The 25,642-nt window shown below is 73.1% G+C and carries 24 protein-coding genes and 2 tRNA genes; 11 read left to right on the top strand and 15 right to left on the bottom strand.

The window, feature by feature from the left end; genetic code table 11:
• Window positions 1-16 precede the first annotated feature (16 nt).
• Window positions 17-739, bottom strand: coding sequence for a decarboxylase (locus tag ACF068_RS14255; RefSeq protein ID WP_392274512.1), 723 nt, complete (start codon window positions 737-739; stop codon window positions 17-19).
• Window positions 740-963: 224 nt separating this feature from the next.
• Between ACF068_RS14255 and ACF068_RS14250 the strand changes: the two genes are divergently transcribed.
• The 3 genes from ACF068_RS14250 (at window position 964) to ACF068_RS14240 (ending at window position 3,145) form a co-directional block, all read left to right on the top strand.
• A complete protein-coding gene (locus ACF068_RS14250) occupies window positions 964-1,914 on the top strand; it encodes a D-2-hydroxyacid dehydrogenase (RefSeq protein WP_392274511.1) in 951 nt (316 codons plus the stop codon).
• A 277-nt stretch (window positions 1,915-2,191) separates the two neighbouring features.
• Window positions 2,192-2,950: an IclR family transcriptional regulator gene (locus ACF068_RS14245; RefSeq protein ID WP_392274510.1), complete on the top strand. Its 759-nt coding sequence runs from the start codon at window positions 2,192-2,194 to the stop codon at window positions 2,948-2,950.
• Between the two features lie 121 nt (window positions 2,951-3,071).
• A tRNA-Lys gene (locus ACF068_RS14240) sits at window positions 3,072-3,145 on the top strand.
• Between the two features lie 90 nt (window positions 3,146-3,235).
• Here ACF068_RS14240 and ACF068_RS14235 read toward each other — a convergent pair.
• The 5 genes from ACF068_RS14235 to ACF068_RS14215 form a co-directional block, all read right to left on the bottom strand.
• The gene (locus tag ACF068_RS14235; RefSeq protein WP_392274509.1) at window positions 3,236-3,889 is read right to left on the bottom strand and encodes a response regulator; all 654 of its coding nucleotides are present in this window, start codon (window positions 3,887-3,889) and stop codon (window positions 3,236-3,238) included.
• Complete coding sequence (locus ACF068_RS14230; RefSeq protein WP_392274508.1) at window positions 3,868-5,121, bottom strand: sensor domain-containing protein; 1,254 nt, start codon at window positions 5,119-5,121, stop codon at window positions 3,868-3,870. The genes ACF068_RS14235 and ACF068_RS14230 overlap by 22 nt, the downstream gene beginning before the upstream one ends.
• A 107-nt stretch (window positions 5,122-5,228) precedes the next feature.
• Window positions 5,229-5,819, bottom strand: coding sequence for a lytic polysaccharide monooxygenase (locus ACF068_RS14225; RefSeq protein WP_392274507.1), 591 nt, complete (start codon window positions 5,817-5,819; stop codon window positions 5,229-5,231).
• Between the two features lie 117 nt (window positions 5,820-5,936).
• On the bottom strand, window positions 5,937-7,124 hold the full coding sequence (locus ACF068_RS14220; RefSeq protein WP_392274506.1) for an SPFH domain-containing protein: 1,188 nt from the start codon (window positions 7,122-7,124) through the stop codon (window positions 5,937-5,939).
• 20 nt (window positions 7,125-7,144) lie between these two features.
• Complete coding sequence (locus ACF068_RS14215) at window positions 7,145-8,485, bottom strand: peptidoglycan-binding protein (protein ID WP_392274505.1); 1,341 nt, start codon at window positions 8,483-8,485, stop codon at window positions 7,145-7,147.
• Window positions 8,486-8,692: 207 nt separating this feature from the next.
• Between ACF068_RS14215 and ACF068_RS14210 the strand changes: the two genes are divergently transcribed.
• The 3 genes from ACF068_RS14210 to ACF068_RS14200 all read left to right on the top strand — a co-directional run bounded on the left by ACF068_RS14210 (window position 8,693) and on the right by ACF068_RS14200 (window position 13,090).
• A tRNA-Lys gene (locus ACF068_RS14210) sits at window positions 8,693-8,766 on the top strand.
• Between the two features lie 413 nt (window positions 8,767-9,179).
• Window positions 9,180-11,141 (top strand): glycosyltransferase family 2 protein, encoded by a 1,962-nt coding sequence (locus ACF068_RS14205; RefSeq protein WP_392274504.1) that lies wholly within the window; start codon window positions 9,180-9,182, stop codon window positions 11,139-11,141.
• Window positions 11,138-13,090, top strand: a complete 1,953-nt coding sequence (locus ACF068_RS14200) for a galactose oxidase-like domain-containing protein (RefSeq protein WP_392274503.1) — start codon at window positions 11,138-11,140, stop codon at window positions 13,088-13,090. The genes ACF068_RS14205 and ACF068_RS14200 overlap by 4 nt, the downstream gene beginning before the upstream one ends.
• A gap of 80 nt (window positions 13,091-13,170) precedes the next feature.
• Here ACF068_RS14200 and ACF068_RS14195 read toward each other — a convergent pair whose 3' ends face one another.
• From ACF068_RS14195 to ACF068_RS14170, 6 genes are all read right to left on the bottom strand, one after another.
• Window positions 13,171-14,202 (bottom strand): glycoside hydrolase family 6 protein, encoded by a 1,032-nt coding sequence (locus ACF068_RS14195; RefSeq protein ID WP_392274502.1) that lies wholly within the window; start codon window positions 14,200-14,202, stop codon window positions 13,171-13,173.
• A gap of 221 nt (window positions 14,203-14,423) precedes the next feature.
• The gene (locus ACF068_RS14190) at window positions 14,424-15,110 is read right to left on the bottom strand and encodes a class F sortase (protein ID WP_392274866.1); all 687 of its coding nucleotides are present in this window, start codon (window positions 15,108-15,110) and stop codon (window positions 14,424-14,426) included.
• Window positions 15,107-15,661: a hypothetical protein gene (locus ACF068_RS14185; RefSeq protein WP_392274501.1), complete on the bottom strand. Its 555-nt coding sequence runs from the start codon at window positions 15,659-15,661 to the stop codon at window positions 15,107-15,109. The genes ACF068_RS14190 and ACF068_RS14185 overlap by 4 nt, the downstream gene beginning before the upstream one ends.
• A gap of 158 nt (window positions 15,662-15,819) precedes the next feature.
• The gene (locus ACF068_RS14180; protein WP_392274500.1) at window positions 15,820-16,599 is read right to left on the bottom strand and encodes an HAD-IIA family hydrolase; all 780 of its coding nucleotides are present in this window, start codon (window positions 16,597-16,599) and stop codon (window positions 15,820-15,822) included.
• Window positions 16,600-16,801: 202 nt separating this feature from the next.
• Window positions 16,802-17,599, bottom strand: a complete 798-nt coding sequence (locus ACF068_RS14175; RefSeq protein WP_392274499.1) for a hypothetical protein — start codon at window positions 17,597-17,599, stop codon at window positions 16,802-16,804.
• 277 nt (window positions 17,600-17,876) lie between these two features.
• The gene (locus tag ACF068_RS14170) at window positions 17,877-18,944 is read right to left on the bottom strand and encodes an ROK family protein (protein WP_392274498.1); all 1,068 of its coding nucleotides are present in this window, start codon (window positions 18,942-18,944) and stop codon (window positions 17,877-17,879) included.
• Between the two features lie 56 nt (window positions 18,945-19,000).
• Between ACF068_RS14170 and ACF068_RS14165 the strand changes: the two genes are divergently transcribed.
• Complete coding sequence (locus ACF068_RS14165) at window positions 19,001-20,068, top strand: Gfo/Idh/MocA family oxidoreductase (RefSeq protein WP_392274497.1); 1,068 nt, start codon at window positions 19,001-19,003, stop codon at window positions 20,066-20,068.
• Window positions 20,065-20,553: a heme-degrading domain-containing protein gene (locus tag ACF068_RS14160; protein ID WP_392274496.1), complete on the top strand. Its 489-nt coding sequence runs from the start codon at window positions 20,065-20,067 to the stop codon at window positions 20,551-20,553. Before ACF068_RS14165 ends, ACF068_RS14160 begins: the two co-directional genes overlap by 4 nt.
• 111 nt (window positions 20,554-20,664) lie before the next feature.
• Here the strand turns inward: ACF068_RS14160 and ACF068_RS14155 are convergent, their stop codons facing one another.
• The 3 genes from ACF068_RS14155 to ACF068_RS14145 form a co-directional block, all read right to left on the bottom strand.
• The gene (locus ACF068_RS14155; RefSeq protein WP_392274495.1) at window positions 20,665-21,522 is read right to left on the bottom strand and encodes a fumarylacetoacetate hydrolase family protein; all 858 of its coding nucleotides are present in this window, start codon (window positions 21,520-21,522) and stop codon (window positions 20,665-20,667) included.
• Between the two features lie 101 nt (window positions 21,523-21,623).
• A complete protein-coding gene (locus tag ACF068_RS14150; protein ID WP_392274494.1) occupies window positions 21,624-22,316 on the bottom strand; it encodes a YidC/Oxa1 family membrane protein insertase in 693 nt (230 codons plus the stop codon).
• Between the two features lie 117 nt (window positions 22,317-22,433).
• Window positions 22,434-22,742 carry a DUF6412 domain-containing protein gene (locus ACF068_RS14145; protein ID WP_392274493.1) on the bottom strand — a complete coding sequence of 103 codons (309 nt, stop codon included), beginning with the start codon at window positions 22,740-22,742 and terminating at the stop codon, window positions 22,434-22,436.
• A 274-nt stretch (window positions 22,743-23,016) separates the two neighbouring features.
• Here ACF068_RS14145 and ACF068_RS14140 point away from each other — a divergent pair, with 274 nt between their 5' ends.
• The 3 genes from ACF068_RS14140 (at window position 23,017) to ACF068_RS14130 (ending at window position 25,569) form a co-directional block, all read left to right on the top strand.
• Window positions 23,017-24,030, top strand: coding sequence for an SEC-C metal-binding domain-containing protein (locus ACF068_RS14140; protein WP_392274492.1), 1,014 nt, complete (start codon window positions 23,017-23,019; stop codon window positions 24,028-24,030).
• Between the two features lie 237 nt (window positions 24,031-24,267).
• Window positions 24,268-24,603 carry an excalibur calcium-binding domain-containing protein gene (locus ACF068_RS14135; protein WP_392274491.1) on the top strand — a complete coding sequence of 112 codons (336 nt, stop codon included), beginning with the start codon at window positions 24,268-24,270 and terminating at the stop codon, window positions 24,601-24,603.
• Between the two features lie 171 nt (window positions 24,604-24,774).
• Window positions 24,775-25,569: an NgoMIV family type II restriction endonuclease gene (locus ACF068_RS14130; RefSeq protein WP_392274490.1), complete on the top strand. Its 795-nt coding sequence runs from the start codon at window positions 24,775-24,777 to the stop codon at window positions 25,567-25,569.
• Window positions 25,570-25,642: the final 73 nt, after the last annotated feature.

Here is a 25,642-nt window from a genome sequence, read left to right as displayed (position 1 = left end):
AGGAGGGCCTCTCCGGTTATTCCCCCTTGCGGGCGAACAGCGTCCCCAGGTCCGCCGACCACGCCCCGCGCCGCTCCGCCAGCCGCAGCCCTTCCCACACGGTCACCTGGTTGGCCGTGAGCACCGGTTTGCCCACCGCCGCCTCCAGTTCCGGCAGGCACGCCACCGTGTGCAGCGCCGTGCCGGGTACGAGGACGGCCTCGGCGTCCGGACGGTCGGCCGCCCGGACCAGCTCCAGCACCCGCTCCGGCCCCCAGGCGGCGGCCTCGGCGGCCGTGGCGACCCCGCTCGACCGGGCCCCGGTGACCTCGATGCCCGCCGCCCCGAGGAAGCGGACGAACAGCCGAGTGACGTCCTCCGGGTACGCGGCGGCCACCGCCACCCGCCCGGCCCCCACCTCGCGCGCCGCGTGGACGAAGCCGAACGAGGTGCTCGACGCCGGCAGCCCGGCCGTCACCGCCAGGGTGCGGATCTGCTCCTGGGCCCCGTCCCAGCCGTGCACGAACGAGCCGCTGGTGCTCGCCCACACCACGGACTCGGCGCCGGACAGCCGCAGCTCCTCCGTCCCGGCCGCCAGCCGCTCCGCGGAACCGCGGTCCAGCAGCGCGTCGACGCGGTGGGCGTCCTCACCGGGGCCGGTGTGGACGATCGGCACGTTCACGCCCGTCAGCAGCGTCTCGATCCGGGGATAGTCGTCCTCGGCGGAGTGCCCGGGATGGAGCAGGCCCACCGTCGTCATGTCACGCCCTCCTGTCCTTCGGGTCCGCCGGCACCGGGCCCGGGGCCCGCCGCCGCCCGCCGCGCCGGGTCCGCCGGCGCACGGCACGGCACCTCCCGCAGGGGGCCGGTGCGCCCCGGGGAGGCCCGCCCGTGACGGCTGCCCCCGCTCCCCGCGGATAGTCCTGCGCCGCGCCCGGCCGTCTTGTTGACGACGGTGGGTCCGGGTGCCACCGTGGTCGACCGATGACGCCGCCGACCCTGCTCGTCCTCCGGGCCGACCCGCCGCCCCGCCTCGGCCGGCTGACCGGGCGGGTCCACGTCCGATACGCCGACGGGCGCACCCTCGCCGAGGCGCTGCCCTCCGCCGACGTCCTGCTGGTGTGGGACTTCACCTCCGACGCGGTCCGCGCGGCCTGGCCCGGCGGCGGGCCCCGGCCCCGGTGGGTGCACACGCCGAGCGCGGGGGTCGACCGGCTGCTGTGTCCGGAACTGGTCGCCTCGGACACGGTGGTGACGAACGCGCGGGGCGTGTTCGAGGAGCCGATCGCCGAGTACGTGGCGGGGCTGGTTCTCGCCATGGCCAAGGACCTGCCCGGCACCCTGGAGCTGCAACGGCGCCACCACTGGCGGCACCGCGAGAGCCTGCCGGTCGCCCGGAGCCGGGCGGTGGTGGTCGGGTCCGGGCCGATCGGCCGGACGGTCGCCGGCACCCTGCGGGCGCTGGGGGTGCGGACCGCGGTCGTGGGGCGGACGGCACGGCCGCGCGTCCACGGGGCCGACGAGCTGGACCTGCTGCTGACGCGGGCGGACTGGGTGGTGTGCGCGGCACCGCTGACCGAGGAGACCCGGGGCATGTTCGACGCGCGGCGCTTCGGGCTGATGCAGCCGTCGGCCCGGTTCGTCAACGTGGGGCGCGGCGCGCTGGTGGTGGAGGACGACCTCGTGGCGGCGGTCACCAGGCGGTGGATCGCGGGGGCGGCGCTGGACGTGTTCGCCGAGGAGCCGCTGGCCGAGGACAGCCCCCTGTGGGACGTGCCCGGGCTGATCGTCTCGCCGCACATGAGCGGGGACACGGTGGGCTGGCGGGACCGTGTGGGGGAGCAGTTCGTCGACATGTTCGAGCTGTGGGCGGCCGGGCGGCCGCTGCCGAACGTGGTGGACAAGGAACGCGGGTACGTGCCCGGGCGCGACTGAGCCGGCGGCGCACGGGCGCGTGACGGCCGCTCCCCGGCCGGGGGCCGGGTGAAAATCTTCTCGAACCCGGCGCCCGCACGGGCCCGTGACCCCGTCGACGCGGTGCCCTGACCTCTCGTTACCGCCCGGAAGTTTGCCGTGGGCATATGCCCCGGTGTCCCGCCCCAGCGTATGCGCGTGGGGTGGAACAGATTCTTGTCAACAGGAGCCCACGAAACGGCTCTTGGCCGCTATCGTGGTACGGAAGCTTGCGGTCACAACCTGGTAGGGGGAAACCGTGGCGCTGAAGCCCGAGCCGACCGCGCCGTTCCATTCGGTGCAGTACGCCCTGCGTGTTCTCGAAACGATCTCCAGGCACGGTGGCGGGGTGACCGACGTCCAGATCGCACGCGAGACCGGGCTCCCGGCGGGCCACCTGACCCCGCTGCTGCTCATGCTGCGCCGCGAGGGGTACGTCGAGCAGGTCAGCGACGGCGCCTACGTCGTGGGCGACTCCCTGGTACTGGTGGGCTCCGGCGCCACCCGCCGCGAGGCCCTGGAGAGCAAGCTCCAGGAGACGCTCACCGAGCTGCGCGACTCGGTCGGCGCCGCCGTCTACATCAGCCGGTACATCGACGGCGAAGTCAAGATCACACAGATGGCGGACGGCCCGCACACCCCCAAGGTGAACGAGTGGGTGGACTTCCGTTCCGCCGCCCACGCCAGCGCCGTCGGCAAGTGCCTGCTGACCCAGCTCGATCAGAACGGCCGCCGCGACCACCTCTCCCGTCACAAGATCGCCCGGCTCACCTCCCGGACGATCACCAGCGAGAAGGTGCTGTTCTCCAAGCTGGACAGCCAGCCGCCGACCGTCCCCGTGCTCGACCTCCAGGAGTACGCGGTGGGCACGGTCTGCGCGGCGGTTCCGCTGACCGCCGGATCGGCCGTCGGCTGCCTCGCCCTCTCGCTCCCGATCGAGCACGCGCACCGGCTGCGCTCGGCGGCGGACACGCTGAACCGCAGAGCCGCGCCGGTGGTGCTCTCCCTGGCGCTCTAGGGAGTGGACACGACCCAGGGCGAAACACGCCGCTAAACCTTTCGGGCGCCGATGTGAGCCAGCTCACGGCCGAGTGGTCGGGAGCGCCGTGCGGACCGGGTAGTATTAACTCTGTCAGCAGGCGCCGCTAGCTCAGTTGGTTAGAGCAGCTGACTCTTAATCAGCGGGTCCGGGGTTCGAGTCCCTGGCGGCGCACAGACGGAAGAAGCCCCTCGCGGAAGCGGGGGGTTTCTTCGTGTCACGGCGCGCGGCGGCCGGAGCGGGATCGCCCCCGCTCGTGCCTGCTCAGGCGCGGAGGAAGGCCAGGACGGCGAGGACCCGCCGGTGGGTGTCCCCGGCCGGAGGCAGGTCCAGCTTCCCGAGGATGTTGCCGATGTGCTTGCCGACGGCCGCCTCCGTCACCGACAACCGGCGGGCGATGGCGCCGTTCGAGTGGCCTTCCGCCACCAGGGCGAGCACCTCGCGCTCCCGGGGGGTCAGCGCCGCCAGTGGATCGCGGTGACGGCGCAGGAGCTGGCGGACCACTTCGGGGTCGACGACCGTGCCGCCCGACGCGACCCGGGTCAGGGCGTCCAGGAACTCCTCGACCTGCCCGATCCGGTCCTTGAGCAGGTAGCCGACCCCGGTGCCGTCGCCGGACTCCAGCAGCTCGGCCGCGTACGCCCGCTGGACGTACTGGCTGAGGACCAGCACCGGCAGGGCGGGGCGCTCGGACCGCAGCGCCACGGCCGCCCGCAGCCCCTCGTCCCGGAAGCCGGGCGGCATCCGGACGTCGGTGACCACGACGTCCGGATCGTGCTCGACGACCGCGCCCTGCATGGCGGCGGCGTCACCGACCGCCGCGACGACCTCGTGGCCGAAGCGCTCCAGGAGCCCGGTCAGCCCCTCGCGCAGCAGCACGCCGTCCTCGGCCAGGACTATTCGCAGAGGGCTCGGCACGGGATCTCCACTCGCAGCACGGTCGGCCCGCCCGGCGGGCTGTCGAGCGCCAGTGTGCCACCGAGGACGGCGACGCGGTCGGCCAAGCCGGTCAGGCCGGTGCCCCGGGAGGCGTCGGCGCCGCCCCGGCCGTCGTCCCCGACCTCCATGCGCAGCAGGGCGCCGGAGTGCCGGGCGGTGAGCCGGGCGCGGGCCGCGCCGCTGTGCCTGCCGACGTTGGCGAGCGCCTCGCGGGCCGCGAAGTAGGCGGCGCTCTCGACGGGCGGCGGCAGGCGCGGCAGGTCCACCTCGGTGGCGACGGGGACGGCCGACCGGTCGGCGGCGTCGGTCAGGGCGGCGCCCAGGCCGTAGTCGGTGAGGACCTGCGGATGGATGCCGTGGATCAGTTCGCGCAGCTCGGTCAGGACCTGTCCCGCCTCGTCGTGCGCCCGGGCGAGCCGGTCGGCGAGCGGACCGGGCGGGGCGTCGAGCCGGGCGAGGCCCAGCGTCATGGTGAGGGCGACCAGCCGCTGCTGGGCCCCGTCGTGGAGGTCGCGCTCGATGCGGCGGCGCTCGGCCTCGAAGGCGGCGACCAGGCGGGCGCGGGAGCGGGTGACCTCGCCCACGCGGCGGCTCAGCTCGGCGTCGCGGGGCGCCAGGAGCAGCCGGGTCAGGGCGGCGCGGGCACCGGCCAGGGCGCCCAGCGGGTACAGCAGGGCGGGCAGCAGGAGCAGCCCGCACAGGGCGGCCGCGAAGGCGGCCGGGTAGGTGGTGACGAGCGGCCCCTTCAGCACCCGTACCTCCTGGCCGTCCAGCGCGAGCAGCGCCGGGGTGGCCATCAGGGCGAGCGGCGCGCCCAGGGCCACGGCGAGCGCGAGGAGTTCCAGCGGCCACAGGACGCAGCCGTGCAGCAGCGCGTACGCCAGTTCCCGCCAGGTGGCCTGCTCGCCCGCCCGCACCCGCAGCCAGGCCCGCAGGCCCGGTTCCCCGGGTGTCCGGTGCGGGTCCTCGGCCGGTTCGGTGTCGACGAGCCGCAGCCGCCGCCGCTCGACGCCGCCGAGGGCGACCCCGGCGAGCAGCAGCGGCGGCAGGCCGACGAGCACCGGCGAGGAGGCGGCCGACACCAGCAGGACGGCGGCCAGCGGGAGGCCGACGAGCACGCCGCCCGCCAGGTAGCCGGCCGACCGCCAGGGCCAGCCGCCGAGCAGGTAGTCGCCCCTGGTCAGGGCCTGCCAGGGCGTACGGGGATCCATGGGGACCACGGTAGGCGCCGGGCTCACGGCGCCACCATGGCCCCAGCGGGTGTACGCGGGGTGGGGCAGGCCCTACCGGGGGCGGAAGGAGCGTTCCTGTCCGGCCGTCAGAACTGCACGTCGGAGCAGGCGTAGAAGGCGTTCGCCGTGTCCGCGACGGTCCAGACGGCCAGGATCAGGTGCTTGCCGGTCTTCCCGGCCGGGATGGTGCCCTGGTGGCTGAGCGTGGACGGCGGCTGCTGGGCGTTGTAGGGGACGGTCAGGAACGGCTGGGGGTCCAGGGCGGCGCGGGTGAGCGGCGCCGTCCGGTTCCAGCCGTCCTTGGTGATGTAGTACCTGAAGTCGGTGGTGCGGTGCCGGGCGGTGAACTGCCAGCGGAAGGTGAAGGACTGACCGCCGGTCACCCTGGTGGCGGGCCAGTTGCCGCCGCGCGGGTCGTCGAGCTCGGCGAACTGCCCGTTGCCGCCGGCGCAGATCCGGCCGTCGGCGGGGCCGCCGGCCGGGAAGCCCTTGGGCCCCTCGACGGACTGGGGCTCCCACTGGATGTTGCCGCAGTTGGTGACGGTGCCGTTGGCACAGAGCTTCTGGCGGCTGATGGGCGAGTCGGTGTAGCCGTGGCTGCTGGCGCTGCCGGCGGTCAGCAGGGAGGCCCCGGTCACACCGAGGGCCACCACGGCCGTACCTATCTTGTGTCGCATGCTGTCGCTCCAGGTGGAGGTGGGGGACGTTCCATGAGCCGTGCTGCACGCGTGCGCGGGGATCCGGTCTAGACCAAGTCCCAATGTATGGACGCCACTTGAACATGTCCATACCAATCACGGGCCTTCGACCGGACCACTCCGCCCCGTGTAGAAGGCCACCGTCAGGTCCTTGACCAGCGCCTTGCGGTCGTAGTCGTCCAGCTCGACCAGACCACGCGTGGTCAGCCGGTGGACCATGTCGTCCACCGCGTCCACCACCGAGGTGAGCACCGTGTCCCGGTGCTTGGCGTCGATCGCCGCCACCCGGCGCCGCTGCATCGCGGCGGCGATCTCCGGCGCGTACTCGATCCGGGTCGGCTGCGCCGAGAAGACGTCGATCCCGACCGGGGCGCACTCCGCCGACAGCATCCGCGTCAGCGCCTCCCCCACCACCTCCGCGTCCCGCAGCGTCATCGGGGCGTCCTCCGGCACGGGGTTGCCCCCACCCGTGGCGGGGTCGGAGGCGGCGTCGGCGGGGAGCCGGGACAGCACCCGGGCCAGCGCCGACTCCACCTGCTCGCGCAGGTACCGCTCGTGGTCCGCCACCCCGAGCGCCGCCCGCACCGTGTCCCGGATCCGCCACACCACCAGCACCACCACCCGCAGCGCCGTGCCGTGCGCGTCGACCGCCGGGAGCGGCTCGCTGCGCCAGTGCCGCAGCCGTACGTCGACACGGCGGCGCAGCAGCAGCGGGCTCACCCACATGAGCCCCGTGCGCCGCACGCTGCCCCGGTAGTCCCCGAAGAGGGTGAGGACCCAGGCGTACCCCACCCTGCCCCGGACGAGCCCGCCGAACGCGAAGAGCACCACCAGCACGCCCAGCGCGAGCACCGCCCAGACCCCGAGCGGGATCCCGTGGTACGGGCGGGACGGCAGCCCCAGCATGCCGGTCACCGCCGGCGGCACCGCCCCCGTCCACCAGGGCACCGCCGCGCACCCGGCCAGCGCGACCGTCCCGGCCGCCACCCCGGCCCACCCGGGCAGCACCGGCCCGGGCCGCTCGGCCAGCTCGGGGTCGGCCGCCGGGGCGGACCGCCGGGCCGGCGCGGGCACCCGCACCGGGACCCGGCCGGCGGGCCGCGCCCCGGAGGCGGCCCGGTCCCGTACGACCGTGACCGGCCCGGTGGTCACCGTCCCCGGGTCCGCCTCGGTGTCGTCCCGGAACAGCAGGTGCACCGGGATCGGCCCGGTGGTCTCGTTCCCGATCACCGGGACCCGCCGCCCGGCCGTCGTCCCGCCGCCCTCCGGCGTCGCCGTACTCAACCCTGCCTCCTCGTGATCCGTCATCGGAACAGCCGCCGCCAGGTCTCGGGCCCCGGGTAGCCGTTGGCGGCGGCTCCGCGCCAGCCCTGGGCCCGCTGGAACGCCTCGACGTTCCGCCGGTCCGCCTCGCCCCAGCGCGGCCCGGGGCCGGAGCGGTAGTGGGCGCCGAAGCCGCGCTTCACCAACTGGCGCCCGAGCCGCTCGACGTGGTCGCTCGACCGCCCGGGCCTGAAGTGCGCCCGCCCCGGGAAGGGCGGCGCCGGGGCCCCCGCGCCGGAGCCGGCCGGGATGTCCCGGCCTTCCCCGGTGACCAGCAGCCGCCAGGTGTGCGGCCCGGGCAGCCCGTCCGCGTCCCGCCCGATCCAGCCCTGCGCCCGCTGGAAGGCCCGGGTCGCCCTCCGGTCGGCCTCGCTCCACCGCGGTCCCGGCCCGGACCGGTAGAACCGCTTGCCGCCCCGCTCCACGAGCATCCGTCCGAGCCGGGTGACGTAGCGGTTGTCCGCCCCCGGCCCGAAGGAGCCCGGGCCCGGGTAGGCGACCGACGCGCCGGGGCTGCCCGGGTTGCCGAGGGCGCCGCCGCTCAGGCCCTTGTAGCGGTAGGCGACGTACCGGCCGGCGTTCGTCCAGTACGCCATGGGGGTGGCCAGCCGGCGGGCGTGCGGCCGGGTCTGCTCGTAGGCCGTGTAGGAGGTGTGCGTGTAGTCGGTCCAGCCGCCGAAGAGGGTGACGTGCGAGCCCCGGTTGGGGTCGGCCGGGTTGTGGAAGAGCAGGATGTCGCCGGGCTGGAGTTCGGAGTGGTCCAGCCGGACGCCGAACCGGTCGAGGGAGCCGGTCCATTCGTTGCCGGCGAGGTTCCAGGCCATCGAGACGAAGCCCGAGCAGTCCTGGCGGTACCCGTCCGTCCAGTACTTCTCCATCGAGTACGGGACCTTCGCGGCGACCCAGCGCTTGGCGCGGTTGATGATCTCGGTCCGGGTGGACGCGCGCAGGGCGGGGGCGGAGACGTGCCCGCTCGCCGGCCCCGCGTGCGGTCTCCCGTGCAGCGGCCCGGCGCCGCCCTGCGGGGTCGGGGTGTCCGGTTCGTCCCGGTCTCGCACGGGCCCGGCGGCACCGGCCCCCAGGGGTCCCGCGGGACCGGCCGGGTGGGTGACGGCGGCCGCGCCGCCCGCCCCGGCCCCGCCGCCCAGGGCCACCCCGGCGGCGGTGAACAGGACCAGGGCGCGGCGGGCACCGTGTGCGGCGGGGTGGCCGCCGGCCCGCACGGCCAGGCGGAGGGCCGTCTCGCGGCGCTGCCGGGCGCAGCCGGCGCAGGGACAGTCGGCGGCGGGTTCGTACTCCTCGAAGACCGGTACGGCTGCCATGCAGGTCCCCTCCAGGTTCTTCCGGTACTGCGGTACGGGCGCCAGTGTCGCAACTGTCCCGACATGTCGCATTTTGACGGTTGAAAGGGAAAAAGCTGCCAGCCGACAGGCCGGGCGCGGCCCGGCGATCGGGCCCCGCCGGGGCCCGCCGGGACCCGGCGGTCCGGACCACCCCCGGACATCGGGTAAAGTTGTGCAGGTCAGCAGGCGCCGCTAGCTCAGTTGGTTAGAGCAGCTGACTCTTAATCAGCGGGTCCGGGGTTCGAGTCCCTGGCGGCGCACGCGAGGCCGAGGCCCCCTCACCACGAGTGAGGGGGCCTCAGTCGTGCTCTCGCTGCCATACGGCACCCGAAGCACGCATATGCCCGGTAAGCGGTCCTTTTCACCCTTGCGATCAAGCGGGGCGGCCGTAGACCCTATCCTGGAACCGGTGCGCCTCAATGGGGCATGTGGTTCGTGCAGTTGGCGGCAGTCGCGGGGGGATGCCCCGGTTGCGGGGACCGCAGGGCGGGGGCCCCGTTCACGCACGCGGTGCCGTGACAGGCATCATGCAACCGGAAGGTCGTCGTTCCATGTCTTCACGGACGGCGGCCTGCCACTGACACGTCAGGACGCGCCGGTCCAGGGGGGACCGCGCTCCGGACGAAGGAACACGACCAAACACGCAGCCAGTATGCGTGCGGGGGGAAGACTCATGACGTCGACGCCGAGCGGCGCCCGGCAGGACAACGACCCGTCCCACACCACCCAGCTCCGGGTTCCCCCGCAGCTCCGGAGCGGCGGGGCCCGGCAGCGCGCCGCCGCCAAGCCGCTGCCGCGCTACGACTACGAGCACTACAGCCGGCTCGCCGGACCCCTCACCCAGCCGGACCCGAACAAGCCGTACACGGTGCAGTACCGCTCCCTGATCTCGCAGGAGCCGCACCGCATACGCGTCGCGCTGATGCTCGCCGCCGCCCCGGTGCTGTCGCTGGTCCTGCTGGTCTGGCTGCTCCAGCCGTCGCACTGGACCGAGCGCGACTACCCCGCGTTCGACTGGCTGCCGGCCCTCGACATCGTGATGCTCGTCTCGATCGGCCTGATCGAGTTCTTCCGGTGCATGAACGTCCTGTCGAACGCGCACGCGACGCTGGTCGCCCGCGACCCCGTCCCGGTCGTGCCGGAGTCCGGCACCCGGGTCGCCTTCCTCACCTCCTTCGTCCCGGGCAAGGAGCCCCTGGAGATGGTGACGAAGACGCTGGAGGCCGCCGTCAGGATCCGGCACCGCGGCCTGATGCACGTCTGGCTGCTCGACGAGGGCAACGACCCGGAGGTCAAGGCCGTCTGCGAGCGCCTGGGCGTGCACCACTTCTCCCGCAAGGGCATCGACAAGTGGAACCAGCCCACCGGCCCCCACCGCGCCAAGACCAAGCACGGCAACTACAACGCCTGGCTGGACGCGCACGGTGACAAGTACGACTTCTTCGCCTCCGTCGACACCGACCACGTGCCGCTGCCCAACTACCTGGAGCGCATGCTGGGCTTCTTCCGGGACCCGGACATCGGCTTCGTCATCGGCCCGCAGGTCTACGGCAACTACGACAACTTCGTCACCAAGGCCGCCGAGTCGCAGCAGTTCCTCTTCCACGCCCTGATCCAGCGCGCCGGCAACCGCTACGGCGCGCCCATGTTCGTCGGCACGTCGAACGCGGTGCGCATCACGGCGCTCAAGCAGATCGGCGGCCTGTACGACTCGATCACCGAGGACATGGCGACCGGCTTCGAGATCCACCGCCACAAGAACCCGGCGACGGGCAACAAGTGGCGCTCGGTCTACACCCCGGACGTGCTCGCGGTCGGCGAGGGCCCCAGCGCCTGGACGGACTTCTTCACCCAGCAGATGCGCTGGTCGCGGGGTACGTACGAGACGATCCTCAAGCAGTACTGGAAGGGCTGGTACTCGCTGCCGCCGAGCAAGCTCTTCAACTACACGATGATGATCATCTTCTATCCGATGTCCGCCCTGAACTGGATCCTCGCCGCTCTCAGTTGCGCGCTGTTCCTGGGCCTGGGCGCCTCCGGCGTGAACATCGACCCCACCGTGTGGCTGATGCTCTACGGCAACGCCTCCGCGCTCCAGATCGGCCTCTACGTCTGGAACCGCCGGCACAACGTCTCCCCGCACGAGCCGGAGGGCTCCGGCGGTGTCGCGGGCATGCTCATGTCCGCGCTGTCCGCGCCCCTCTACGCCAAGGCGCTGATCGACTCCGCCCTCCGCCGCAAGAGCAAGTTCGTGGTCACCCCCAAGGGCGACTCGGCGAGCCCCGACAGGTGGTTCGGGACCTTCCGCTACCACTGGTACTTCATCGGGATCTTCGGCGCCTCCATCACCGCCGGCTTCGTCTTCGGGCACTCCCACCCCGCGATGATCATCTGGGCGACCTTCGCCACCCTGATCACCGCGACGCCGATCTTCGTCTGGCGGCACATGCTGCGACAGGAGAAGAAGAAGCGCCCCGCCCGGCACGGAGCGGGCCGGCCGCCGCAGCCGCCCACCCCGGCCGTGGACCCCGCGCAGCCGCCCACCCCGGCCGTGGACCCCGCGCAGCCGGCCGGCCCGAGCTGGGCCGAGCAGAACGACACCATGCAGATCGCCCTTGGGGGACGTAACAAATGAGCAGCCTGCCCGTCCGGCCGAACCACCGGAGGAACCGCGCCCGTCGCATCCTGATAGGCACGGCGGTGGTTGCGGTGGTCGCCGGGTTCAACGGGCCGGCCCTGTACCGGTACGGCTCGGAGAAGTACCACGACTACACGATCAACAAGCCGGAGTACAAAGCGGCCAACGGCCACTGGGACTTCCTCGACGTCCCCTCCGAGTTCCGGATCAACACCATCCACGCGGCACTGCTGCACACCGGCAAGGTGCTGCTCGTGGCGGGCTCCGGCAACAACCAGAAGAACTTCGACGCGAACAAGTTCGAGTCGGTCCTGTGGGACCCGAAGACCAACGGGTTCAAGAAGATCCCCACGCCCAAGGACATGTTCTGCTCCGGGCACACCCAGCTCCCCGACGGCAAGCTGCTGATCGCCGGCGGCACCAAGCGGTACGAGAAGCTCCAGGGCGACGTGACGAAGGCCGGCGGCCTGATGATCGTCCACAACGAGGACCCGGACAAGCCGATCACCCTGCCCGCCGGTACCCGGTTCACCGGCAAGGCCAACGGCAAGACGTTCGTCTCCAAGGACCCGGTCCTGGTGGAGAAGGCCGAGAAGATCTTCGACAAGACCACCGGCCGCTTCCAGCGCACCCAGCCCGGACTGGGCCGGATCTACGTCGAGGCCGAGGAGTCCGGCAAGGAGTTCGAGACCGGCACCGAGGACAACTACAAGGTCGAGGGCCTGACCGGCAAGGACGCCCGCAACGTCTACGGCATGGCGCAGAAGCTCGCCCTCGACAAGAAGGACTTCCAGGGCATCCGCGACGCCTTCGAGTTCGACCCGGTCGCCGAGAAGTACGTCAAGGTCGACCCGATGAACGAGGCGCGCTGGTACCCGACGCTGACCACGCTCAAGGACGGCAAGGTCCTCGCCCTGTCCGGCCTCGACGAGATCGGGCAGATCGTCCCCGGCAAGGACGAGATCTACGACCCGAAGACCAAGACGTGGAAGTACACCGGCTTCGAGCGCCGCTTCCCCACCTACCCGGCCATCTTCCTGATGGACAACGGCAAGCTGTTCTACTCCGGCTCCAACGCCGGGTACGGCCCGGCCGACATCGGCCGTGACCCGGGCGTCTGGGACCTGGGGAAGAACACGTTCGAGAAGATCCCCGGCCTGAGCGACGCCGACAAGATGGAGACCTCGGCCACCGTCATGCTGCCGCCCGCCCAGGACCAGCGGTTCATGGTCATCGGCGGCGGCGGGGTCGGCGAGTCGGAGAAGTCCAGCGAGAAGTCCCGCCTGGTCGACCTCAAGGACCCGAAGCCGCGCTTCAAGGACGGCGCCTCCCTCGACCGGGGCACCCGCTACCCGAGCGCCTCGCTGATGCCGGACGACACCGTCCTGGTCACCGGCGGGTCGGAGGACTACCGGGGCCGCGGCGACTCCAACGTGCTGGAGGCCCGCACCTACGACCCGAAGTCGGGGACGTACACGCGGGTCGCCGACCCGCGGGTCGGGCGCAACTACCACTCCGGCTCCGTGCTGCTGCCCGACGGCCGGGTGATGATCTTCGGTTCGGACTCGCTCTTCGCCGACAAGGCCAACACCAAGCCGGGCGTCTTCGAGCAGCGCATCGAGATCTACACCCCGCCCTACCTCTACCGGGACGCCAAGCCCAAGGTCACCGGCGGCCCGGCGAAGATCAAGCGCGGCGGCAGCGGGGTCTTCACCACCCCGGACGCCGCCAGGATCAAGACGGCCAAGCTGATGCGGCCCAGCGCCGTCACCCACGTCACCGACGTGGACCAGCGCTCCATAGCCCTGGAGGTGAAGAAGACCGCCGGCGGCATCGAGGTCAAGGTCCCCAAGAACCGCGCCCTGGTCCCCTCCGGCTGGTACATGCTCTTCGTCACCGACGACAAGGGCACGCCGTCCGAGGCGGTCTGGGTCGAGGTCCCGTAGGTCCCCGGGTCCCGGCGGGACCCGCGGCAGGCATGAGGAAGGGGCGCCCCCGGCGGGGGCGCCCCTTCCTCATGCGGGTCCTACTTGGTGTTGCGGGCCAGTTCGAGGGCGTACTCCGGGAACCAGTCGCCCGCCTTCGGGCCGCCCTTGCAGTCGCCGTCCGACTCGCCGGGGCGCTTGATCCACAGGTACGCGTCGACCAGCGGGTCGCCCGTTTCGGTGGTGGGCGTCTCGCCGAGGGCCCGGCCCGGCGGGTTGCACCAGTTCTCGGCGGGGTCGCCCTTGGTGTAGGGGCCGTTGCCGTTGCGGCTGGTGTCGATGACGAACGGCTTGCCGCCGACCTTCGCCGACACCTTCTTGCCGTACACCTTGCTGGCCTCGGTCGTCTGGAAGTTGGCCACGTTCACCGCGAAGCCGTCGGCCTTCTCGACGCCCGCCCACTTCAACGGCTCGAATATCTGGTCGGGCTTGCCCCAGCCGGCGTTGCCCGCGTCCAGGTACACCTTGGTGTTCGGCAGCTTCTTCAGCCGCTGGACGGCGCCCTTGAGCAGGTCGTACCGCTCCTCGTGGTACTGGTCCTCGGTGCAGCCGTCCACCATGTGCATCACCGCGTCCGGCTCCACGATCACCGTGGCCCGCCGGTCGCCGATGCCGTCGGCGACCTTGTCCAGCCAGGCCCGGTACGCGTCACCGTCGGCGGCACCGCCCGCGGAGTGCTGCCCGCAGTCGCGGTGCGGGATGTTGTAGAGGACCAGCACGGCGTCCCGGTCGGCCTTCGTGGCGGCCTCGGTGAAGCCGCGGGCGTCCTCCTCCGGCTGCTCCGTACCGACCCACTCGCCCACCGGCTGGGACGCTATCTTCTTGATGAGCTCGGCGTCCGCCTTCTTGCCGTCCCGCAGGTAACTGCCCACCTGCTGGGCCGCCTTGCTGCCGGGGTTGACCCAGAACGGGTCGGTCGCCTTCGGCTGCTGCCCCAGGCTGGGCCCCGCCTCCGGCTCCTTGCCGGCGCCGGCGTCGGGGGAGGTGCAGCCCGCCAGCAGCAACGCCGCCGCCGCGCCCACCCCCAGCGCGACCGCCCTCACGCGGGCACGCCCGGTGCAACTGCCGTACATCCACTCCCCCTCGGGTGCGCTCTGCGCGGGGCCACCCCCCAGGCGCCCCTCTCCCGGACAACCCGGTCCAATCCATCCTGACACACCGGTCCTGACGGCTACGAGGGCGGCCGCCCCCGGTCGCTCCCGGTGCGCGGGCGGCCGCCCCCGGGTGGTGCCCGGTGTGGGGGTGCCCGGTGCGGGGGCGCCCGGTGCGGGGGCGCCCGGTGCGGGGGCGCCCGTCATCCGCGGCGGGGTGCGTCACCCGCGCCCGTCAGGTACGCGGAGACCACGACGTTCGCCGTGTAGGCGCCGGCCTCCTGGTCGAAGGTGCCGCCGCAGGTGATCAGGCGCAGTTCGGCGCGGCCCTCCCGGCGCTGCCCGTAGGCCTTCCTCGGGTCGAACTCGTGGCGGGCGAAGACCTGGACGTCGTCGATGGTGAACTCGGCGACCGAGCCGTCCGCCCGGGTCACCTCGACCCGCTCGCCCGGCCGGGCGGAGCTCAGCCCGTAGAAGACGGCCGGCTCGGTCTCGGTGTCGACGTGCCCGACGAGGAGCGCGGCCCCGTCGCTGCCCGGCTTCGTACCGTCGCGGTACCAGCCGACGGTGTCCGCCGTCCCGTACGGCGGCGGGTCTATCGCGCCGGCCCCGTCCAGGCCCCTCGGGACGACGGGCGCGGTGATGCCCAGCGACGGGATCTCCAGGCGCTCGGGCTCGGCCGGCGCCAGCGGCGGGCGGGCCGGCGGCAACGGCACGCCCAGGGGGCGGCCGACGGCGGCGACGTCACCGGTGGTCGGGGCGGACAGGCCGCCGGGGCCGGCCGCGATGTCCTTGCCCCACAGCCACAGGCCCAGCAGCAACAGGGCCCAGGCCACGCCGGTGAGCAGCCGCCCGTGACCGGCGGCGCGCGGTGCGGTGGACACGGTCAGTCCGCGCCGCTGCGGCGACGGCGGCGGGTGCTGCGGAACGCGACGGCGACCGCCGCGACCCCCGCCAGCACCAGGCCGACCACGGTGTGCGAGGTGCTCGGCCCCTGCTCCCCGGTGACGCCCCGGGGCGCGTCGGCGGCCATGACCGCGGCGCCCCCGCCGCCGGCCCGGACCGGGGCGATCGGGCTGGGCGGGGCGTGCCGGGCGACGTGGATGGTGCCGACGTCGTGGTGGTCGCGCCCGTCGCAGTGCACGGTGACCGGGTACGTACCGGAGTCGAGGTGGGACTTGACGGTGGCGCCGCCCTTCAGCGGCCGGCCCTTGCCCTCGTGTCCGGACAGCTCGGCGTCCGCGACGAACGCCCGGGACCTGACCCAGCCGTGTCCGCCGTGGCAGCCGTGGACCTGGACGTCCACGTCCCCGCCGGGCTCGCTGGTGGCCGGGACGACCAGGACCGTCACCCTCTCCCGGTGCTTCCCGCCGTCCCGGTGCTCGTCGCCGTCACCTGCGTGGGCGGGCCCCGCGGCCAGCGTCAGGACGGTGGCCGTCACGGCGGCCGTCCCCGCGGCACGGAGAGCAAACAAAGCTGAACGCATCGTGAACCTCCTGCACAGAAGATTCACCCGGTTCGGTACTTCCCGCATCCGCAGGGATCGGCGTTCACCCGGTCAGACGGCTGGTGACCTGGGCCGATGGGCGCGGACGAGGCTCAGACACGATCGACCAGATCGGCGATCGAGTCGACGATCGTGGAGGGCCGGAAGGGATAGCGGTCCACGTCGGCGGGGGTGGTGAGGCCGGTGAGGACGAGGAACGTCTCCATACCCGCTTCGAGGCCCGCCAGCACGTCCGTGTCCATCCGGTCGCCGATCATGGCGCTGGTCTCGGAGTGGGCGCCGATGGCGTTCAGCCCGGTGCGCATCATCAGGGGGTTCGGCTTGCCCGCGAAGTAGGGGTCCTTGCCGGTGGCCTTGGTGATCAGCGCGGCGACCGAGCCGGTGGCGGGCAGCGGGCCCTCGGTGGACGGGCCGGTCTCGTCGGGGTTGGTGCAGATGAACCGGGCACCTGCGTTGATGAGGCGGATCGCCTTGGTGAGGGACTCGAAGCTGTAGGTGCGGGTCTCGCCCAGGACCACGTAGTCGGGGTCGTGGTCGGTGAGGATGTAGCCGATGTCGTGCAGGGCGGTGGTGAGCCCCGCCTCACCGATCACGTACGCCGTGCCGCCGGGCCGCTGGTCGTCGAGGAAGCGGGCGGTGGCCAGGGCGGAGGTCCAGATGTTCTCCACCGGCACGTCCAGGCCCATCCGGGCGAGGCGCGCGTGCAGGTCGCGCGCGGTGTAGATGGAGTTGTTGGTGAGGACCAGGAAGGGCCTCCCCTCGTCCCGCAGCCTCTTGATGAAGGCGTCGGCGCCGGGGATCGGTACGCCCTCGTGGATGAGGACGCCGTCCATGTCGGTGAGCCAGGATTCGATCGGCTTGCGCTCTGCCATGGGGCGGGACTCCTGCCGTACAGGTACATGCATGCGTGCTGGGGACGCCGCGACAGCGCTGTGGCGACGCCCCCAGCCTAATCAGGATGTCGCCGTCTTCACCCGGTCGATCATGCGGTACCGGTCGCCGGGCGGCGCGGGGCCGGGTCGGGTGCCGCGTATGACCCGCCGTCAGCCGCACGGGCGGGGTCCTGGCGGCCCGTCAGTCCTTGCGGTCGCGGAGACGGCCCGCCAGGGCGAGGGTGCCGGCGCCGAGGAGGAAGGCGAGCACCGAGGCGCCGGCGACGATCAGGACGTTGCGTCCGGTGCGGGGCAGTTCCTCGGCGAACTCGCTGGCGGGCTCCTCGTCCACGAGGGAGAACCGGTAGTCGGCGGAGTCGCCCACCCAGTCGCCGTCGCCGCCGCGCCGCTGGACGATCGCGGCGTTGACGGTGATGGTGTCGGGCCGGGCGTCGGAGGTGAAGGCGAGCCGGACGGGCACGGTGACGGTCCGGCCGGGCGGCACGGCGAACCCGCGGAAGGGGGCGGCCCCGCCGCGCGCCGGGGGCCGGGCGGGGCCGCGGGTGCCGTCGTCGAGGACGCCGACGAGTTCGCTCTCGTCGGTCCGCTCGACGGTCACGGGGTACTGGCGGCCGCTTCCGCCGTCCTCGTAGAACTCGAGCTGGATCTGACCGGGCTCAAGGGTGCGGGCGCGGTCGGTGAAGACGATGACGGGGTGGATGTTGGCGCAGGGCTCGGCGGTGGTGTTGGTCAGCTCCACGTTCCAGGTCCGGAACCCGCCGCCGGGCCGGTAGGCGGCGGGGCCGCCGGTGATGCGGGTGCGGATGGGGAAGTCGGCGGCGGTGGGGCTGCCGCAGGTCGGCTGCCGGTCGGGAACGGCGGCCTCGAAGGTCACGGTGCCGTCCCTCCAGGGAGCCGTCCGGGCCGGTGCCGCCGCGGTGAGCGCGAGGACGGCGACGGCGACGGCGGCGACGGGGGCGGAGACGTTGCGCAGTCGCATGGGGAACCTCTGGCGGCCGGCGGACGGTCGTACGCCGAGAACCTCCCACGCCGCCCCGCCGCCGCACCCCTGCCCGGGCAACGTCCCGCCGTACGGCGGCAGCCATGCCCCCGATCGGCCCAGCGCCCGCGCCCGGCACGGGGCGGGCGGTGCCGGCGGACGGGGCCGGGAGTCCCCCACCCGCCGGGCAGGCCGGACCGGGAGTCCCGCGCATCCGCCGGGTGTGACCGACCGGGGGTGGCGGCCGGACCGGGCCGCGACGACGCGTCGGCGGGGGTCAGCGGCCGAAGAGGGGGGCCAGGACGAGCTGGGCCGCGCCCTCGGCGACCGGGTGGGCCGAGCCGTCGGCCAGGGCCACCGGGACCACCGGTTCGCCGGCGCGCTCGCCGAGCTCCGCCAGCACCGCGCTCACGCCCCGGACGAACGGTTCCGCCGCCCCCGTCACCACCCGGCCGCCCAGCAGGACGCGGTCGATGTCCAGGAGCTTGACGAGGTTGGCGGCCCCGGCGCCCAGCACCCGGGCGGCCCTGGCGTGGTCGCCCCGGGCGACGGCGGCCAGGCACAGGGCCTCCAGGCAGCCGCGCCCGCCGCAGCCGCAGGCCGGGCCGTCGAGCTGGATGGTCTGGTGCCCGAACTCGCCCGCCCCGGTCCGCGCCCCCCGGTACACGGTGCCGCCGAGCACCAGGCCGGCGCCCAGCCCCGTACCGAGGTGGAGGTACGCGAACGAGTCCCCGCCCGCCCCGTCCAGCGCGATGCCCAGGGCGGCGGCGTTGGTGTCCTTGTCGAGCACCACGGGCAGCCCGAGCCGCCGGGCGAGCGCGGCGCGCAGCGGGAAGCCGTCCCATTCGGGGAAGCCGGTCACGCGGTGCGGGACGCCCGCGGCGTGGTCCAGCGGCCCGGGCATGGCGACGCCGACGCCCAGCAGCGGCCGGGAGGTGAGCGCGGCGACCTCGCCGGCGGCGACCTCGATGACCACCTCCGCCCCCGACCCCAGGTCCAGCGGGACGACGCTCGACGCCACGACGACGCCCGACAGGTCGACCAGGACCGCGGTGAGCTCGTCCCGGTCCAGGTGCAGGCCCACGGCGTGGGCGGCGCCGGGGACGAGCCGCAGCACGGAGGCCGGCTTGCCGCCCGTGGAGGCGCGGCGCCCCGCGTCGGCGGCGAGCCCCTCGTCCCGCAGCCTCGCGGTGATCTTGCTGACCGCCTGCGGGGTGAGCCCGGTCCGCTCGGCGAGCTCCGGGCGGCTGGCTCCCCGCTCGCCGGCCGTGCGCAGCAGGTCGAGCACGAGCGCGGCGTTGTGGCTCCGGAGGGCCGGCAGGTTCACACCCGTATCGCTGTTCACCGGTCCATTGTCGCGCCCGCTTGCACTTTGGCAACAGCGTTGCTTAAGTGGCGGGCATGACTGGTCGACCGCTGCGCGTCGGACTCGTCGGCTACGGCCTGGCGGGGTCCGTCTTCCACGCCCCGCTGATCGCCGCGACCGAGGGCCTCGTGCTCGACACGGTCGTCACCTCCAGCCAGGAGCGGCGGCAGCAGGCCCGTGACGCGTACCCGGACGTCCGGTTCGCCGCGTCGCCGGACGAGCTGTGGGCGCGGGCCGGCGAGCTGGACCTGATCGTCATCGCCTCCCCCAACAAGACGCACGTCCCGCTGGCCACCGCCGCGCTCCGGGCCGGGCTGCCGGTCGTCGTCGACAAGCCGGTGGCGGGCACGGCGGCGGAGGCCCGCGACCTCGCCGCCCTCGCCGAGGAGCGCGGACTGCTCCTCTCCGTCTTCCAGAACCGCCGCTGGGACAGCGACTTCCTGACCCTCCGCGGCCTGATCGAGCGCGGCGAGCTCGGCGACGTACAGCGCTTCGAGTCCCGCTTCGAGCGGTGGCGGCCCCGGCTCAAGGGCGGCTGGCGCGAGTCGGGGGCGCCGGAGGAGTTCGGCGGACTGCTGTACGACCTGGGCAGTCACGTCGTCGACCAGGCGCTGGTGCTGTTCGGCCCGGCCACGCGGGTGTACGCCGAGGCGGACGTGCGCCGTGAGGGCGCCGAGGCGGACGACGACACGTTCATCGCGCTCACCCACGCCGGGGGCGTCCGCTCCCACCTGTACGTGAGCGCCACCGCCGCCCAGCTCGGCCCCCGCTTCCGGGTGCTGGGCTCGCGGGCCGGGTTCGTCACCCACGGCCTGGACCCGCAGGAGGCGGCGCTGCGCGAGGGCCGGCGCCCCGGCCCCGGCTGGGGCGCGGAACCCGAGGCGCTGTGGGGCCGGATCGGCGCGGGCGAGTCCCCGCCGACCGGCGGCGGCACCCCGGTGCCGAGCGTCCCCGGCGACTACCCGGCCTACTACGCCGCCGTCGCCGCCGCGCTGCGCGACGGTACGCCCCCGCCGGTCACCGCCCGGGAGGCCGCGGCCGCGCTGGACGTCCTGGAGGCCGCGCGCCGGTCGGCCCGCGACGGTGTGACGGTGACCCTGTGAGCGCCGGCACCCCCGCACCGGACTCCCCCACCGTGGCGGAGCTGGAGGCCGAACAGGCCCGCCTGACGCTGCCGCGCTTCACGTACGACGACGCCTGGACGCTCGGCACGCTGCTGGTCGACCTCGCCCGCGAGCGCCGCGCCCCGGTCGCGGTCGACGTCCGGCGCGGCGGGCAGCAGTTGTTCCACGCCGCCCTGCCGGGTTCGAGCGCGGACAACGACGCCTGGATCGACCGCAAGCGCCGGGTGGTCGAGCGGTACGCCGAGAGCTCCCTGCTCGTCGGCACCCGCTTCCGCGCCAGGGGCAAGTCCTTCGACACGGACTCGCGCCTGGACCCGGACCGCTACGCGGCCCACGGCGGCTCGTTCCCGATCACGGTCGCGGGCGCGGGCGTCATCGGCACGGTCACCGTCTCGGGCCTGCCGCAGCTTGAGGACCACGCGCTGGTGGTCGAGGCACTGGAACGCCTCACCGGCGCCCGATGAACCGGCCGGTCACCCCCGCCCCATGAGCCGGCGGGCCACCCCCCTCCCCCGAGGGGTGGCCCGCCTTCCCTTTCCGTACGGCCCCGTACGCCCCTCCTGGGGCGGCCGCGGTCAGGCGTCCTTGAGTTGCTGCCGCTGCCGCCCGAGCCCCTCGATCTCCAGCTCCACGACGTCCCCGGCCCGCAGGTACGGCTTCGGCTCCGGCTGCCCCATGGCCACCCCGGCGGGCGTGCCGGTGTTGATGACGTCACCCGGGTACAGGGTCATGAACCGGCTGACGTAGCGCACGACCTCCGCCACGGGGAAGATCTGGTCGGACGTCGAACCGTCCTGCCGCAGCTCGCCGTTGACCCACAGCCTCAGCGACAGCGCCTGCGGGTCGGGCACCTCGTCCGCCGTCACCAGCCAGGGGCCGAGCGGGTTGAACGTCTCGCAGTTCTTGCCCTTGTCCCAGGTGCCGCCGCGCTCGATCTGGAACTCCCGCTCCGAGACGTCGTGCGCGACCGCGTACCCGGCGACATGGGCGAGCGCGGACTCCGCGGAGTCCAGGTAGCGGGCGGTACGTCCGATGACCACCGCGAGCTCGACCTCCCAGTCGGTCTTGCGGCTGCCGCGCGGCACGAGCACGGTGTCGTCCGGCCCGACGACCGTGTCGGCCGCCTTGAGGAACACCACCGGCTCGGCGGGGGTGGCCTGGCCGGTCTCGGCGGCGTGGTCGTGGTAGTTCAGCCCGATGCACACGACCTTGCCGACGCGCGCCACCGGCGGACCGATCCGCAGCCCCGTCGGGTCCAGCGCGGGCAGCATTCCCGCACCCGCCGCGGCCCGGACCCGGTCGAGCGCGGACGCGTCGGAGAGCAGGGCTCCGTCGATGTCCGGGACGATCGCGGACAGGTCCCGGAGGACCCCGTCCCGGTCGAGCAGCGCGGGACGCTCGGCCCCCGCCGTACCGACGCGCAGCAGCTTCATGGTCTTCTCCCTGTGGTCGAGGTAGGCCCCGGCCGATGGGGTGCGGCCATCGGAGGATTGGCCGATCCTCCAAGACATCGGATCACCCCGCAAGACCCCGTTCACCCACTGGACGCGTCACGGAACAGGTAGGCCCGCTCGGCGGCGGTCCACGCGGTGCTCGTGACGACGTAGAGCGCGGCGGCGAGCGGCACGACGGCGACCGTGATGAGCGTGCCGAAGGACAGCAGCGGCATGACCTTCCCCAGCCCGGCCCCCATGCCCCCGGCCATGCCCTCGCCGAGCTCCACCATCTGCCCCTTGGCCCGCCGGTAGCCGTACGTGGCGATGGCGGCGACGATCACGAACAGGGCCACGTACACGAGCCCGGCGGGGCCGAGGACGCCGCCGTCCCGGAGGGCGTCCGCCCAGCGGCCGCCGAGCGGTGCGGCCAGCAGGGTGTGCCCGCTCATGCCGCCGCCCGAGAAAAGGTGGTACATCAGCAGGAACGCGGGCGCCTGGAGCAGGCTCGGCAGGCAGCCGGCCAGCGGCGACACCTTCTCCTCGGCGTGCAGCTCCAGCACCGCCCGCTGGAGCCGCTCGGGGTCCTTGCCGTGCTTCTTGCGCAGCTCGGCGACCCGCGGGGCCAGCCGCGTCCGCGCCTTCTGCCCGCGCGCGGCGGCCCGGGACAGCGGGTGCACGGCGAGCCGTACGAGCAGGGTGAAGACGACGATGGCGGCGGCGGTGGCGGAACCGTGGAACAGGGGCTGGAGCAGCGCCGCGAGCTGCTCGACCAGCGAGGCGAAAACGGACATGGGAAGGAGCCCTCCGGGGGTCTCGTCGTACCGGGGATCTGGATCTCGGCATGACGGAACCGCGCGGGGAGGTAGCGCGAAGCGCCCGGAGTACCGGGGAGTCGGTGGTGCGTACCCCTACGCGGCCGTCGGGAGGGGACGGCCGGGTGCTCGGGGCCGCCGGCGCCCGGAGGCGTCGGGATCGCGCTGGGGAAGGAACGCGGTGCGTTGCTCACGGTCGCGGATGGCCGTGCGCACCCGGGTCGGGGGCACGGCGGGCACGGACCGGGCGGCGAGGACGGCGCACGCGACCAGCCCGGAGGCCACGGCGGCGAGCGCGACGGCCGCGGAGAGGGTGCCGCCCTCGGCGTACAGACCCTCGGCGCAGAGGAACAGCAGGAAGCCGAGCAGACCGCAGCGGGCCAGCCGTGCGACGAGACCGCTCATGACCGCTCCCCCCTTCCTCTCCTGCCTCTCCTGCTGACGCATCGGCGGGAGTTTCCCCCACACGACGAGCCGGTACGCAGCACTGTACTCGGGAGTGCACGAGGTGAGGGTCCGACCGTGACCACGGTCTCGGCCGCGACCCGCAGCCCCCGGGACCACCGTCACGCCCCGTCGTCGCCGTACCACCACCGGTGTCCGCCCGCGTGCGGCGGCACCCTGGGTGGTCGCCCGTCAACCCACCGGAGCCGCGCCGCACGGCAGTACGGTGTCACCCATGCGCCCCGACACGCCTGCCGATCACATCACCGAAGCCGAGCGTCTGCTGCGCACCGCGGCGCAGTACCCCGAGGACCGCGAACCGCTGCTCCTCCGGGCGGCCGCCCATCTGGAGCTGGCCGGCGACCGCGCTCGGGCGACGACGCTGTACGACGACCTCCTGGCCGCGACGCCGCCGCCGGAGGACCCGCACCTGGTGAAGGCCCTGAAGGCGGCCAACCTCTGGGAGTACGGGCACGAGGCCGAGGCCCGGGCCATCATCGACGGCCTCCGGGCGACCCCCGTGAGCGACGCCGCCGCGTGGGAGATCGTCGCCGAGACGCTGGAGGCCCACGACGAGCTGCCGGCCTCCGAGGCGACCTTCACCACGGCGGTGACGGCGCTCATCCCGTCCCCGGACGACGAGGTGCCGTACGCGCACCAGTCGCTCCTCATGGGCCGCCACCGCGTGCGCCGCCTGCTCGGGCTGCGCCACGACGACTGGGACGTCCTGGCGGACCGCCTGCACACCGGCTCGGTGCCGCTGGACGAGCTCCACGACCCCAAGCGCCTGTGGTCCCTCGGCTCCTCGGACCCGGCCGAGCTCCAGGCCGAGATCGCCCGTCTGCGCAGTGAGCTCGGCTCGTACCGCACGGCCCTGTCGCGCCCCTTCCCGGTCGCGGTCCTCCTCTGGCCGGCCGACGAGCTGGACGAGCTGCTGGCCGCCTACCCGGAGCTGGAGTCGGAGTACCCGACCCACGAGGCCCACCTCACCGATCTGGAGGCCTCCCTCCGCGAACTCGCGGCGGCGGGCACCCCGAACCTGGGCGTGGTGCAGGGCACGGTCCCCTCGTACGAGGCTTTCGCCGCCTCCGAGTCCACGTCCCCTTCCAACGCCGCGCTCCTCCCCCAGTACGCCACCACCCTCGCCGCCCGCGGCCGCGCCACCCCCTGGCCCCCCTCCCGCACGGCCCCGTGCTGGTGCGGCTCGGGCACGAAGTACGGCGACTGCCACGGGACGGCGCGGATCTGACCGGCAGGCAATCGGACCGTTCCCCTCCGCCGGTCCCTGTCCATGCAGTAATTTCGCCCTCAACTACTGCATCGACTGGCCCCTGTTCCCCCACACAGCTCCAGTCCCTGTGTGCGAGGGAGACGTGTCCCATGACCAACGCGTACCAGCAGCCCGCCGCCCGCCCCCTGTCCCGCATGAAGCGCGTCTGGGGGGGGCGGCCTCCTGCTCCTCCTGATCGGCACCGGCTGCGGCGCCGTGACCGCCGAGGACGCCGCCAAGCCCACCACCAAGGCCGCCCCCGCCCCCACGGTCACCATCACCGCCACGACCACCGCGACACCGGCCCCCGCCCCGGCGGTCACCGTCACCGAAACGGTCACGGCGACGGCGACGATCACCCACCAGGCCCCGGCAGCCACCCAGGACGACCCCGCCACCACCGACTCGGGCTCCGACAGCGGGGGCGACGTCTACTACGCCAACTGCGCCGCCGCCCGCGCCGTCGGCGCCACCCCCGTCCACCGCGGCGACCCGGGCTACGCCCGCCACCTCGACCGCGACAACGACGGCGTCGGCTGCGACAACGGCTGAACTGATCCGATGCGAACGGCTGGCGATCGCCGCGGCGTCGGTGCTTACGCCTGGGAGGCCGAGCCGGGGCCAGCCGCGAGCGAACGGTGATCACAGGGCCTCGGTCACCCCTTACGATCAGTCAGCGAAGGACTATGGCATCAAGCGATCACCCCCGAAAGGCAGGCGTACATGCCAGCACCGGAGTGGTTCCACAACCTGCTTGCGTGGAAGGCCGCCTCTAATCAAAAGGTGCAAGAGGTCTGCGGGGAGAGCTGGGCTCCGAACATCTCCGACGTGGACAACAAGACCAGCATCCGCATAGCAAAGGCCGTCCTCGATGAGCTGGGCATCACGCGGAAGGTGTCGGCAAATTCGGCCGACGCAAAGGAGGAAAGCCGGGGCGCGGCGCTGGAGAACGCCATTACGGCTGAACTAATCTCAAAGCTTCCACTCCTGCGGCCCGAACTGCAGTGGCTGGTTGAACGCGGCGAAGATGTGCGCAGCTTTGAGCAGTACAAACACTTGGCTGGCCTGCGTGAACTTCTTTCCGCAAATCCGAGCCTACGGGTCACACTCGGGACGGATTACCAGATTGCCCCTGACGTCACGGTCTCCCTCGGGGCACCCGGCAACCCGCTGCACGCAGTAGTGTCCTGCAAGTGGACGTTGCGTTCAGACCGGGCTCAGAATGTTAGGCATGAGTTCAACCTGCTCGTTCGCTCCCGTCGAGGCCGCGCTCCGCACTTGGTAGCTGTAACAGCAGAACCATTGCCCAGCCGACTAGCGTCACTTACCCGCGGGACTGGCGAAATTGATGCCGTCTATCACCTTGCCTTTGAGGAAACCGGGGCTGCGGTACAGGAGCACGGAGCAATCCGGCACAGGAAGAGCGAGCCCTCCCAACTGGAATTGTGGCAAGAGATGACCGAGCAGAACCGGCTCAAGGATTATAACGAATTGCCGAAGGACCTCGTAAGGTACTGACATTGAGTTTCAATAACCAAACAGAGAATGCAACCTTTGCCCCGGACCGCGACACGAAGATTGACGGCTGTCC

This window comes from Streptomyces sp. NPDC016309 (genome assembly GCF_043077235.1).
Lineage (GTDB): Bacteria > Actinomycetota > Actinomycetes > Streptomycetales > Streptomycetaceae > Streptomyces.
Note: the sequence above shows the minus strand (reverse complement) of the source record. Positions and strands in the feature narration are given on the sequence as shown.

Coding starts and splice junctions, on each gene's coding strand:
- ACF068_RS14195 (WP_392274502.1), bottom strand. CDS start 14,202: ATGTACGGCAGTTGCACCGGGCGTGCCCGCGTGAGGGCGGTCGCGCTG.
- ACF068_RS14205 (WP_392274504.1), top strand. CDS start 9,180: ATGACGTCGACGCCGAGCGGCGCCCGGCAGGACAACGACCCGTCCCAC.
- ACF068_RS14165 (WP_392274497.1), top strand. CDS start 19,001: ATGACTGGTCGACCGCTGCGCGTCGGACTCGTCGGCTACGGCCTGGCG.
- ACF068_RS14215 (WP_392274505.1), bottom strand. CDS start 8,485: ATGGCAGCCGTACCGGTCTTCGAGGAGTACGAACCCGCCGCCGACTGT.
- ACF068_RS14145 (WP_392274493.1), bottom strand. CDS start 22,742: ATGAGCGGTCTCGTCGCACGGCTGGCCCGCTGCGGTCTGCTCGGCTTC.
- ACF068_RS14175 (WP_392274499.1), bottom strand. CDS start 17,599: ATGCGACTGCGCAACGTCTCCGCCCCCGTCGCCGCCGTCGCCGTCGCC.
- ACF068_RS14200 (WP_392274503.1), top strand. CDS start 11,138: ATGAGCAGCCTGCCCGTCCGGCCGAACCACCGGAGGAACCGCGCCCGT.
- ACF068_RS14230 (WP_392274508.1), bottom strand. CDS start 5,121: ATGGATCCCCGTACGCCCTGGCAGGCCCTGACCAGGGGCGACTACCTG.
- ACF068_RS14180 (WP_392274500.1), bottom strand. CDS start 16,599: ATGGCAGAGCGCAAGCCGATCGAATCCTGGCTCACCGACATGGACGGC.
- ACF068_RS14250 (WP_392274511.1), top strand. CDS start 964: ATGACGCCGCCGACCCTGCTCGTCCTCCGGGCCGACCCGCCGCCCCGC.
- ACF068_RS14150 (WP_392274494.1), bottom strand. CDS start 22,316: ATGTCCGTTTTCGCCTCGCTGGTCGAGCAGCTCGCGGCGCTGCTCCAG.
- ACF068_RS14140 (WP_392274492.1), top strand. CDS start 23,017: ATGCGCCCCGACACGCCTGCCGATCACATCACCGAAGCCGAGCGTCTG.
- ACF068_RS14155 (WP_392274495.1), bottom strand. CDS start 21,522: ATGAAGCTGCTGCGCGTCGGTACGGCGGGGGCCGAGCGTCCCGCGCTG.
- ACF068_RS14225 (WP_392274507.1), bottom strand. CDS start 5,819: ATGCGACACAAGATAGGTACGGCCGTGGTGGCCCTCGGTGTGACCGGG.
- ACF068_RS14130 (WP_392274490.1), top strand. CDS start 24,775: ATGCCAGCACCGGAGTGGTTCCACAACCTGCTTGCGTGGAAGGCCGCC.
- ACF068_RS14255 (WP_392274512.1), bottom strand. CDS start 739: ATGACGACGGTGGGCCTGCTCCATCCCGGGCACTCCGCCGAGGACGAC.